The sequence below is a fragment of the Sulfurovum sp. MH2-6 genome (genome assembly GCF_058374785.1).
Genome location: NZ_CM178170.1, coordinates 2,542,326 through 2,554,706, shown reverse-complemented (window position 1 = coordinate 2,554,706; position 12,381 = coordinate 2,542,326). Strand labels below are relative to the sequence as shown.

Annotated in this window: 9 protein-coding genes; all 9 read left to right on the top strand. The window is 42.8% G+C overall.

From position 1 onward, the window contains the following. Nucleotides 1-99: 99 nt before the first annotated feature. The 9 genes from dnaN to nrfD all read left to right on the top strand — a co-directional run bounded on the left by dnaN (nt 100) and on the right by nrfD (nt 12,214). The gene (dnaN, locus tag AC4JOV_RS13015; RefSeq protein WP_229937160.1) at nt 100-1,167 is read left to right on the top strand and encodes a DNA polymerase III subunit beta; all 1,068 of its coding nucleotides are present in this window, start codon (nt 100-102) and stop codon (nt 1,165-1,167) included. 20 nt (nt 1,168-1,187) lie between these two features. Next, the gene (gene pyrG, locus AC4JOV_RS13010) at nt 1,188-2,825 is read left to right on the top strand and encodes a CTP synthase (protein ID WP_229937161.1); all 1,638 of its coding nucleotides are present in this window, start codon (nt 1,188-1,190) and stop codon (nt 2,823-2,825) included. A gap of 35 nt (nt 2,826-2,860) precedes the next feature. Then, nucleotides 2,861-4,417: a single-stranded-DNA-specific exonuclease RecJ gene (recJ, locus tag AC4JOV_RS13005; protein WP_491522162.1), complete on the top strand. Its 1,557-nt coding sequence runs from the start codon at nt 2,861-2,863 to the stop codon at nt 4,415-4,417. A 109-nt stretch (nt 4,418-4,526) separates the two neighbouring features. Next, nucleotides 4,527-5,987, top strand: a complete 1,461-nt coding sequence (locus AC4JOV_RS13000; RefSeq protein ID WP_229937163.1) for an NAD(P)/FAD-dependent oxidoreductase — start codon at nt 4,527-4,529, stop codon at nt 5,985-5,987. Nucleotides 5,988-6,011: 24 nt separating this feature from the next. Next, nucleotides 6,012-6,545: a c-type cytochrome gene (locus AC4JOV_RS12995; RefSeq protein WP_229937164.1), complete on the top strand. Its 534-nt coding sequence runs from the start codon at nt 6,012-6,014 to the stop codon at nt 6,543-6,545. Nucleotides 6,546-6,747: 202 nt separating this feature from the next. Beyond that, a complete protein-coding gene (locus tag AC4JOV_RS12990; protein WP_229937165.1) occupies nt 6,748-7,878 on the top strand; it encodes a cytochrome b/b6 domain-containing protein in 1,131 nt (376 codons plus the stop codon). A gap of 187 nt (nt 7,879-8,065) precedes the next feature. Then, the gene (locus tag AC4JOV_RS12985) at nt 8,066-10,450 is read left to right on the top strand and encodes a molybdopterin-dependent oxidoreductase (RefSeq protein WP_229937166.1); all 2,385 of its coding nucleotides are present in this window, start codon (nt 8,066-8,068) and stop codon (nt 10,448-10,450) included. Nucleotides 10,451-10,452: 2 nt separating this feature from the next. After that, nucleotides 10,453-11,016 (top strand): 4Fe-4S dicluster domain-containing protein, encoded by a 564-nt coding sequence (locus tag AC4JOV_RS12980; RefSeq protein ID WP_229937167.1) that lies wholly within the window; start codon nt 10,453-10,455, stop codon nt 11,014-11,016. Nucleotides 11,017-11,026: 10 nt separating this feature from the next. Next, nucleotides 11,027-12,214: an NrfD/PsrC family molybdoenzyme membrane anchor subunit gene (gene nrfD, locus AC4JOV_RS12975; RefSeq protein WP_229937168.1), complete on the top strand. Its 1,188-nt coding sequence runs from the start codon at nt 11,027-11,029 to the stop codon at nt 12,212-12,214. Nucleotides 12,215-12,381: the final 167 nt, after the last annotated feature.

The window sequence follows — 12,381 nt, the reverse complement described above, 5'->3', positions numbered from 1 at the left end:
CTGTCAAAGTTCGGGCAAAGCGTTGTGTAAAGAGTTTTTCACATATTCAAATCGTATTACTATTAAGTACTAATTTATTAAATTAAATAAGGGAAGTCAATGAAGATCAAAGCACAAAAACAAATTATTGAATCTATACTCATTAATCTCCAGCCTTTCTTAGAAAAAAAAGATGCGAGCCAAATCACCTCTCATGTCCTTTTCAAAACCGAAAACGACAAATGTGTGATCAAATCTACAGATTCAGAAATTGGTTTAAAGATCGTCACCGATCATATTACAGTGGAACACGAAGGTGCGTTTACTGCCCACGGTAAAAAATTATTGGATATCGTACGTATATTAAAAGATGATGATATTACACTTGAACTCCTCAACGATACCCTGATTATCAAACAAAAACAGTCCAAGTTCAAACTCCCGACCTTTGACCCCGACCTTTATCCGACTTTCCCTACGATCAATGAAAAACCCCAAATTACACTGGATTCCCTTAACTTGATCAAAAATCTTAAAAAGATCTCTCCGGCCATTGATACGAATAATCCGAAATTTGAACTGAACGGTGCACTGATCAACATTAAAAATGACTCGACCGATCTGGTAGGTACCGATACAAGACGGTTGGCGATCGCATCTATGGAGAGTTCTAACAGTGAAGCCCTTTCCCTGATCGTGCCTAAAAAAGCGATCATGGAGATACAAAAACTCTTTTTAGATCAGATCAATATCTTTTTTGATGAAACCAACCTTATCATTACCAATGATAACTACTACTTCTATACGCGTCTTATCAATGGAAAATTCCCTGATTATGAGAGAATTATCCCGTCATCGGTAAAACACTCGATCACTCTCCCTAAAAAAGAGATGATAGAAGCGATAAAAATGATCACGACAATCTCCCAGGAGATTAAAATGACATTTCTTTCAGATACCATTATCTTCAACTCGCTATCAGCAGATAACGTAGAAGCAAAAACAGAATTGGAACTTCAGACAGGACTGACAGATAAGTTCGAACTCTCATTGAACAGTCGATATCTGTTGGATTTTATTTCACAGATTGATTCAAATGAATTTCTCATTCAATTCAATGAACCGAGTTTGCCGTTTGTTGTCAAAGATGAAAACTTTCTCACGATCATTATGCCGATCGTAGTATAAACTTTAAAGGATTATTTTATATGAGTGAAAACGGAACAAAATATATTTTTGTTACAGGTGGTGTACTAAGTTCTCTTGGAAAAGGTATTACTGCTGCGAGTATTGGAACACTGCTTAAACATACAGGCCAAAGAGTAGCTGTACTTAAACTCGACCCTTATATCAACGTCGACCCGGGTACAATGTCTCCACTTGAGCATGGAGAAGTATTTGTAACAAAAGACGGTGCGGAAACCGACCTTGACCTGGGTCACTATGAACGTTTTTTGGATACCTCATTAACCCAAAAAAATAACTTTACTACAGGTCAGGTATATAAAACAGTCATTGAGAATGAACGAAAAGGTAAATACCTTGGAAAAACCATCCAGGTAGTTCCCCATATCGTTAACGAGATCAAAGAGCGTATCTTAAGAGCAGGTGAGGGTAAAGATATCCTCATCGTGGAACTGGGTGGTACGACAGGTGATATCGAAGGGTTGCCGTATCTTGAAACGATCCGTCAGATGAAACATGAATTGGGTCGTTCCATGGTCATGAACATCCACGTGACACTGCTTCCGTATATCAAAGTGGCTGGAGAGCTTAAAACCAAGCCTACACAACACTCTATTCAGGAACTTAGACGTATCGGTATCTCTCCGCATATGATCATCCTGAGAGCAGAGCAGCCTGTACCAACCGATATCAAGAAAAAAATTGCTTACAGTTGTGATGTAGAGGAGGACTCGGTGATCGTAGCCGAAGATGCGGCAACGATCTACCAGGTACCGCTCGGTTTCCTCAATCAGGACATCCTTACCCCTATCTGTAAACAGCTTGATCTCAATGCATGTCAGCCCAAGATGGATGAGTGGTCAGACCTTGTACATAAGATCATTATGCCGAGTGATGAGATCAAGATCGCCTTTGTCGGTAAATACCTCGATCTCAAAGAATCCTACAAATCACTGACCGAGGCACTGATCCATGCCGGTGCACATCTTGACTACAGAGTCAACATCAAGTGGGTTGACAGCGAAAAAGTCGAAGAGGACGGTGCAGCAAAATATATCAAAGAGTGTGACGGTGTATTGGTTGCAGGCGGATTTGGAGAGCGTGGTGTAGAAGGTAAGATCAAAGCGATACAGTATGCTAGAGAAGAGAAGATTCCATTCCTTGGAATCTGTCTTGGTATGCAGCTCTCCATCATTGAGTATGGACGTAATGTACTGGAGCTTGAGGATGTGAACTCCGTAGAGTTTACTGAAAAACCCAAAAACCCTATGATCTATCTGATCGATGAGTTTATCGATGCAAGCGGATCAAAACAGGTACGTACCAGTACTTCACCGCTTGGAGGGACGCTCAGACTGGGTGAGTATGAATGTGAGACAAAAGAGGGATCGCATCTTAGAGAAGCCTATGACGGGGCTACGGTGATCTACGAGAGACACAGACACCGTTATGAAGCCAATCCGAAATATAGAGATCTGCTTGAATCACACGGTATGATGGTGACAGGTGAATCTCACGGACTGATCGATGCGATTGAAGTAAAAGACCACCCTTGGTTCCTTGGTGTACAGTTCCACCCGGAATTTACCTCCAGACTTCAAAGTCCGAATCCTTCAATTTTGGCATTTGTCAAAGCCAGTATCGAAAATAAATCACACTAATGGGGCTTCCTTACCCTAAACTTACAGTCGAGAGCTTGGAGAAGCTCTTAACTGAACGCTTCAGTGAGGGTTTCTTAACCCTCAAAGACCTTCCTCACCCCTCAACTTTTAAAGATATGGAGAGAGCAACCGCCCGCATTGTAGAAGCAATACAAAACCGTGAAAAGATTACGATTATCGGTGATTATGATGTCGATGGTGTCGTCTCTACCACACTGATGAAACGATTTTTTGAAGAGATTGAGTACCCTGTAGAGTGGATCATTCCCAACCGATTTAGAGACGGGTACGGTCTCTCAAGTAATATTATCCCGCGTATTTTAGGCACAGACCTTGCCATCACGGTAGATAACGGTATTTCAGCCGTAGAAGCTGCCAAACTCTGTAAAGAAGAGGGGATAGAGTTGATCATTACCGATCACCATATCCCCGGAGAGATACTGCCTGAGGCCTTTGCCATTGTCAATCAAAAGCAGGATGAGTGTACTTTCCCCTATCACGAAGTATGTGGAGCACAGGTTGCATGGTATCTGATCGCTTCACTTAAAAACGCACTGGATGTCAAAATCGACATGATCAGCTATATGGAGTTGGCAGCGATCGCAATCATCGCCGATGTCATGCCGCTTCAGCATATCAACCGTGCGATGGTGAACAGTGGGCTGAAGTCCCTCTCAAAAAGCGGCTATCCTGCGATCAGAGCTTTCCTGGAGCAGAGTCAGAAGAGTGAGTGCAGCAGTGAAGATATCGCATTTTTTCTTGCACCGTTGCTTAACAGTGCAGGGCGGATGGAAGATGCGCTGCATGCAGTGGAGTTCCTCTCTTCAAAGAACATCTATGATGCCAGAGTAAGGTTTGAAAGGCTTCAGGGCTTTAATACCCTGAGAAAAGAGACAGAAGAGCAGATCACCAATGAAGCACTCAGCCAGGTAAATCCGGAAGATAAGGTGATCGTTGTCTGGGGTGAGGAGTGGCACGAAGGCGTTGTAGGGATCGTTGCCGCAAGAGTTGCCAGAGTGCATAAAAAACCGACGATCGTGCTTTCGCATAATGGTAACGGGATATTGAAAGGAAGCGGAAGAAGTGTGGACAGCTGCGATCTTTTTGAGCTCACTGATGCATGTAGGGGATACCTGGATAAGTTCGGCGGTCATAAGGCGGCGGTCGGTTTATCTTTAAGAGAGGAGAATCTTGAAGCTTTCAAAGAGAGGTTGCAGGAAGAGTATCAGCGTAAAGCATACAGACCGCTTACGATAGATCCTGAGATTGTCGGTATCCTGGATTTTGGATCGATCAGTTTTGATCTGACGACAATGATCAAAAAGTATGAACCCTTTGGGGAAGGGAATACCAGACCGAAGTTTATTACCCAAAATGTACGTATAGTGGAAGCTGCTACGATGGGCAAGGATAACAATCACCTCAGGTTTACTTTCGAAAAGGACGGTTGCCTTCTTAAAGGGGTGAAGTTTAAAACTACCGAGCAGTTTGAGTCAGACAGCTTTGCAGATATTACCTATAGGGTGAATGAAAACCATTTCAACGGAAGAAAAAGCCTGCAATTATATATTGATAATATTGTTAAATTATAGAAAATTATAGTTAAGTATATACAAATTTTTTTATTATTTTATTAATATTAATTTATACTTTTTTGTAGTAAAATAAAGAATTGTACATATATGTAAGAAGGAGATAATCTTGGATAAGAAAATGATGAAAGAGGGAATGGAGCTCATTGATGCACATTTCAAAGGAGAGGGGATCTCGCGTAGGGATGCACTAAAACTCTTTGGAACAGGTGGTGCAGCGGCACTTATGGCAACAGGTACAACCGGTTGTACAGGAGGGAGCTCCAATGCAAAAGGTAAGATCCTTATCGTAGGTGGTGGACTTGCAGGTATGTCTACTGCTGCCAGATTGACGAATACACTGAGCAATCCGGATATCACGGTGTTAGAGCCGAATGATCTCTCTACATCATACCAGCCTGGTCAAACACTCGTAGGTGGTGGTGTTTGGGCAAAAGATGAAGTGGTCTATAAAAGAGATGACTACTTGCCAAACGGTGTAACACTGATCAAAGAGAAAGCCGTTGAATTTGATCCGGATAACAACACGGTAAAAACAAGCGGCGGTAAGACGATCAAATACGACTATATGATCATTGCAGCAGGACTTAAACTTGATTTTTCCAAAATCGAAGGGCTCGGTATCACTGAATCAATCACATCAACAGGTGATCACTCAGCTGTAAGCAAAATCATCGGTAAAAACGGTTTGGCATCGATCTATTTCCAACAGGGCTCGGAAGATACATGGAAAGAGATGCAAAAGTTTATCGCGGAAGCGAAGAGCGGTAAAAAAGTAAAAGGTGTATTTACTCACCCTAACACAGCGATCAAATGTGGTGGTGCACCTAAAAAGATCATGTATCTTACAGATGCGAGACTTCGTGAAGCAGGGGCAAGAGAGAATGCAGAACTGACTTTCTATCCGAACGGTAGTAAAATGTTCGGTGTCAAAGAGTACCATGATGCGATCGTCAACCAGTTTGAAGCGAGAGATATGAAATGGAACTACAGACATAACCTTGTTGCTGTTGATCCGGAGAAAAAGATCGCTACATTTGACAGACATTGGCAAGAGAAAGGTGAGTGGGATGAGGATCTTGAAGAGTACACCATCGTACCAAGAAGTAAAAAGGTAGAAGTACCTTATGACTTTATGCATATTACACCTCCTCAGGTTGCTGCAGAGGAGATCGCAAACTCACCGGTAGGTTCATCTAAAGGGTGGGTACCTGTTAACCAAGAGACACTTCAACACGTAAAATACCCTAATGTATTTGCACTGGGTGATATCGCTGCAGTACCGATGGGTAAAACAGGCGGATCAGCTAGAAAGCAGTATAAAGTAGTGGTTGATAACCTTATCTCAGTGATGGAAGGGAAAGAGCCGACAGCAAAATATGGCGGATATACGGTTTGTCCTCTTATTACAAGTCTCGGTACAGTCATGCTTGCAGAGTTTGACTGGTCTAAAAAACCGACACCTTCATTCCCGCTTGATCCGACACAAGAGAGATGGATCTGGTGGTTGCTTAAAGTCTATGCACTTAAACCGATGACGCAATACGGCATGCTTTCAGGTAGAGCATAAGTTAAAGAGATAAGGAGTATATTAATGAAAAAAACAAGTTTAATCGTAGTATCAACCATTGCAATGCTTGGGATGAATGGATGCGGTAATGCTCCAGAGAGTTCATCTGAAGCAAAAACGTATAGTAAAACACCGGCTGAAGTATATGCAGAGTCTTGTATCAAGTGTCATGGTAAGAATGCTGAAGGTAACCCGGCAAAAAAAGGACCTGCACTTAACGATAGACAGGCAGGAGAGTTAGAGCTTGATCTTTATGATGTGAAGAACGAAGGGACAAACCAGTCTTCCGGAACCCAACATGAGATCATGGCACATAACATGAAGAAGCTTACTGAGAAAGGATTTGATTATGATCCTACAGCTATGGCTGAATATATCGAGAAAAGTTTCTACAAAATGGCGGAGCCGGAAGCAGAAGAGGCTCCAGCAGCAGTTGAAACAGAAGCTCCGGTAGAGACACCGGTAGCGGAAGCGGCGGCAGAAGAAACGCCTGCAGAAGAGAACGCTACTGTAACAGAAGCAGCACCTGCAGAGACAGAAGCACCGGCAGCTGAATAACACTTTTCTCTATCACATTTCTTTATATTTCAGTCACACAAAAACAGTTTTTGTGTGACTGACTCTCTTCTCTCTTCAAACTTTCATGCTATAAAACAGACTATTTCCCTTTTTTATTGATCAATTTATTAGATTTAAGTCATAATTTTATATGATATACTTATTATTTGTATAATATAAGATTATGAATTAAGGTGTAATGATGAATAAAAAGCCGGGGTATGTATTTGTTTGGCCCATTAGTACGAGACTTATTCACTGGATGATGGCTTTCTCTTTTATCACAGCTTTTATTACCTCTTTTTATGAACATCTGCTGCATGATCATGTTGCGTTGGGATTTATTTTTCTGGTTATCATCATATACAGGATTATCTGGGGAATTATCGGTCCGAGATATGCCACATTCAATACATTTAAATTGAAACCCTCAGAGCTTAAAGAGTATTTTGTAGAAAAGATACGCAACCGCTGGAGGAAGATACCTGCAGGACATAATCCGGCCTCAAGCTGGTATACCGTGTGGGCGATCATTGTCGGTACGGTCATTGTAGTGAGTGGACTGTTGCTGTATGGTGTACAGGAAGCAAAAGGGGTTTTTCGTTTTCTGAATGATGACTATACCGACTATATCTATCTTTTGGAAGATGTGCATAAGTATGCCTCCTATCTCTTTTTTGCCTGGGTGGTGATACATATTACCGGTGTACTGGTAGAACAGTTTTGGCATCGAACGGGTATGGTGTTTGCTATGGTGAGCGGGTACAAAAAAACCGAGGGAGAAGATACCGAGGTGAAATCTCTATTGAGTTTTTTTGCCTATATGATGATCTTTATGGCTATTGCGACCTACTTTTTTATCATCAGCAGTAATTATAATTTTTTAACACTGCAAAAATATACCGATATTGATTATGAACAGGTACACCCTGTATTTTATGAAAAATGCGGAGAGTGTCATAAGATCTATCCTCCCTATCTTCTGCCTGAAAAATCCTGGAAACGGGTGATGAAGGGATTGGGCAACCATTTCGGTGAAGAGATCACCGAAGCGAATATTACAAAGGCACAGCAGGCTTCCATTTTGGCATTTTTAGAGGAGAATGCTGCGGAGTCCAGTAAGAGGGAGGCGGCAGTAAAGGTAATGGACTCACTGGAGAAGTGGTATCCAAAAGCGGTCACAAAAACACCCTACTGGAGGGAGACACATCAGGATATCCCGAGATCAGTCTTTAAACAAAAAGAGATAAAAGACAAATCGAACTGTATTGCCTGTCATAAAGATATCGATAGGGGAAACCTGGATGATATGAATATAATCTTTCATAATTAGAGCCGAAAGAGTGATAAAAAAATAGTCAATATCAATAATATTTATTACCTAGATTATATATTTTTATTAAATTTCCCCCAAAAAAGAAAATTATAAGAAATACTTCTATAGAATATAATATCTTCTTATAATAGGAGTCGATTACTCCTTATTATAAAGTTTATATTGTATGAAAGGAGACATGTGAATGCAAGTAGAACTCTCACGAAGAAAATTTCTACAGGGAACAGTGGCACTAAGTGTGGCTGGAGGATCTGCAATCAGTACAACGAATCTGTTGGCAAGCAGTGGCAGCCCTGAAAAAGAGTTAAGCATTACGACAAAAACAGGAGCAGCAAAAGAGGTAAAACTCGTGCCGACGCTCTGTGAAATGTGTGTGAATAAGTGTGCGGCAATTGCCAGAGTAGAAGACGGTATTGTCACAAAACTTGATCCAAATCCAATGTTCCCAAAATCAAAAAATATGCTATGTCCAAGAGGAAATGCAGGGATCCAGGCGCTTTATGATCCCGACCGTTTGAAATATCCTATGATCCGAACAGGCGAAAAGGGCGAGGGTAAATTTAAAAGAGTGACCTGGGATGAAGCCTTTAAATATATCACCGAAAAGACCACAAAAATACTGGATGAAGAGGAGGACAACCGTTCTTCATTCCTGTTTTGTGCCGGAGAGGGAATGGCGGAACATACCTTCAAAACCTTCTATCAAGCCTTCGGTTCGGCAAACTGGCTGAATCACTCGTCCATCTGTCTGCAAACGGTGGCATCGGCTTACGGTGTGACACTAGGAGCATACCCGCAGGCTGACCTTGAGAATGCCGAGTATATCGTCATGGCCGGCGCGAACCGGGCGGAAGCGATCGTAACACCTGATACGATGGATGTCTTCAAGCGGACCAAAGGAAGAGGAGCCAAACTGATCTGTATCGATCCAAGATTTACCAATACTGCGGCAAAATCGGATAAATGGCTTGCGATCAACCCGGGGACGGACCTTGCATTTGTATTGGCACTCACCTATGTGGTTCTGAATGAGGAACTCTATGATAAAGCCTATGTGACAAATCACTTTAACGATTTTGAGACATACAAGTCACATATCCTCTCCAGTAACTATACCCCTGAATGGGCAGAACCTATCACAAATATCAAAGCAAAAGAGATCTATCAGATCGCCAGAGAGTTCATGGCACATGCCCCTAAAGCTGTCTACTATCCGGGAAGAAGAAGTACGTTTGCCAAAAACGATTTCCAGCTTAGACGTGCGATGGCGATCTTCCAGGCACTGAGTGGGGGAATCGATACAAAAGGCGGACTGGTATTCGGTGAGAAGATCGAGATCGAAGGGCATGAATCACTGATGCCGATGTACGACAAAGCGGAAGGAAGAGGGGTTGTCAAGACCGAAGCAGGGTATGATGATTGTGCCGTGGTAAGCGGCGGAGGTTCATGGCTAGGGTGGAGAAACCGCTTCTTGGAAGGCGACATGCCTTACAATGTACGGGGAATGTTCTGCTACAAACACAACCCGATGCAAAATATGCCTAACACGGCAAAAACAGCCGAGATGCTGAAAAAGATGGAGCTTGTAGTCTGTATCGATACGATGCCGAGTGATACGGTCATGTATGCGGATGTCGTACTGCCTGAGTGTACCTATCTTGAGAGAACAGACCCGGTGAAAACGTTCGGAGGTGTAGAGCCTTCTATCGCCCAGCGTAACAAAGTGGTAGAGCCTATGTTCGAATCAAAGCCAGTCAATGAGATACTCAGGGGACTGACGGCACAACTCTCCAGACCTCTCTTCGAGATTACGAAAAAGTATGATGAAGAGGTGCAGGATGCACTCGCAGAGGAGGATGAAGAGGAGTACTATAGAGAAGAGTTCGATATGACCAGAATGTATCATCATGATCAGGAAGAGCTGAATGCAGATGCAGTAAAAGCGTATGAAGGCGCGGCTGAAGCATTGAAAAGATATGGCGTCTTCTATCCTAACATGAAGCAGTACTATAAAAAACTCTCAGTCAATGAACGTCAGTACTACCCTGAAAAAGAGAAATTTTACAGTGTTGGAGAGGGGAGACCTAAGACACCGACAGGAAAAATAGAGTGTAATTTGACGAACTTGGCAAAGAAGGGAGTCGATGCGATGCCGACCTGGAGAGATGAGTACACCTTCTCCGTACCGAAAGGCAAGTTCAGACTGATGACAGGGCGTCATGCACAATATACCCAAAGCGGAACCTCCAACAATATCGTCTTAAGAGATTTGATGCCGGAAAACTATATCTGGATCAACAAACGTGTAGCCCAAGAGCAGGGGATCGCGTTTGGAGACAAACTTGAAGTAAAAAGCAGCGTAGGTGCAACGATCATCCGGGCATATCCTACAGAGAAGATCGCACCGAATCAAGTCTTTTTCATCCACGGTTTCGGTGAGGAGAGTGATGCATTGACCTGGGCCTATAAAAACGGCGGAAATGACAATGCGATCATAGAAGATGTACTGGAGCCCGTTTACGGTGCTGCAGCGATGCATGAAACAAATGTAGAGATAAGAAAGGTATAGTCATGGCAAGATATGGAATGGCTTTAGATTATAAAAACTGTATCAACTGTAAAGCGTGTGAAGTAGCCTGTAAAGAGGAGAACGGGATCCTCATGGGGGCAGATAAGCATCGTATATGGGTAGGTACCGGTGAGGTCAAGGGTGAATATCCTTTGCTGGATATCGTATCGGGTTCATTTGAACCGAGTCAATGTCAACACTGTGAAGAGGCACCCTGTGAAGAGGTGTGCCCGACCCATGCAACCTACTATGATGAAAACGGCGTAGTACGTGTAGATCCGGATAAGTGTATCCTCTGCAGCTACTGTATGAATGCATGTCCGTATGATGCACGGTATGTGGATGACAGAACAATGACGGTAGACAAGTGTAACTTCTGTTCAGATACCAGACTGGCAAGAGGTGAAACAACAACAGCCTGCCAAAACACCTGTCCGACAAAAGTAAGAACGTTCGGCGACCTGGATGATCCAAACAGTGAAATCAGCGAACTCTTAAGAACGCGTGAACACTACAGTTTAAAATCACACCTCGGTACAAAACCGAAACTGTTTTATTTGACATAAGGAGTCCCAGATGAATATAAGTAAATTGATTCCGATTAGAGAAGATTTTTCAATCAAATCACTATTAAATTTTGAAAAAACACCTGCCAACATACTGTTAGCACTCATCATTTTGGCATTTTTAGCCATGTTTGTTGTGGGTGTAGCAACCTATCTTATGCATGGTCACCATGCCTATAATGTGACAAGAGAGCATCCGTGGGGACTTCTTATCGCGGTCTATATCTTCTTTGTTGTAAGTTCAACAGGGTTATGTATCATTGGTTCTCTTGGTGATGTGTTCGGTTTCAAGGATTATATGATGGTGAGCAAACGTGCCATTTTCGGTTCGATTGTGACGATCCTTGCAGGGTTTGCCGTGATCGCATTTGAGATCGGGCACCCTGTCACCATGTTGATTTACAATGTCGTATCACCCGGTCTGACCTCTGCGATCTGGTGGATGGGTACCCTCTATGGGCTCTACCTGACCTTTATGATCATTGAGTTCTACTTCCTGCTTCACCACGATATGAGAAGAGCAAAGATCTTCGGTCTGACAGGGCTTTTGGTAGGACTTGCAGCACACTCGAATCTTGGAGGGGTTTTTGGATTTTTGAATGCAAGAACGATCTCTAACGGTGTCTTCTATCCTACCTACTTTATCTTGACGGCGTTTATTACAGGTGTTTTCATCACCTTTATTATGCTGGGGTTCAGATATAGACTGAACTTCCCTGAAAAAGCGAAAAAGGCTTTGGCGGGACTGGCAAAGATCCAGGCACTTCTGGTCTCTATTTTGATCTTCTTTGTGACATGGAAGTTTCTGACGGATATCTATGGCGGTATGCCGAACCGTGCAGAGGTGGCGATCCATATCCTGGGTTCATGGACATTCTGGGCAGAAGTGGTTTTGGTCATGCTGATCCCGCTTGTGTTGATCCTGAGAAATATGGGTAAAAATCCCGTTGTATTGTTCTGGGCTTCTCTAAGCGGTATGGTGGGTGTATTCTTCATGCGCTACAACCTGGTGCATGATACGCAGCTCAAACCGTTACAGATGCTGAAAAAAACCGAGTATCAGCTTGCGCCTGACTGGATCCACTATGTTCCTTCAGCAGCGGAGATCATGATCAGTTTGGGGGGTCTTGGACTCTGTCTTCTGATGTATTATGTCGGAACGAAACTATTCAATCTTGACGAAGAGGAGGTACACTAAGCATCCTGGATTTCCCATCTTTATAATATATGTACAAAATTGTTATTTAGATTTCTATAGATATACGCTCTGAAGATATACCTGGGTTCAGACCGAAGGTCTGTGACTCAGTGAAAGAGCAGGGGGTGTATCGTTTCTTACTCTCAAATGATGAGACGGTATCTGTG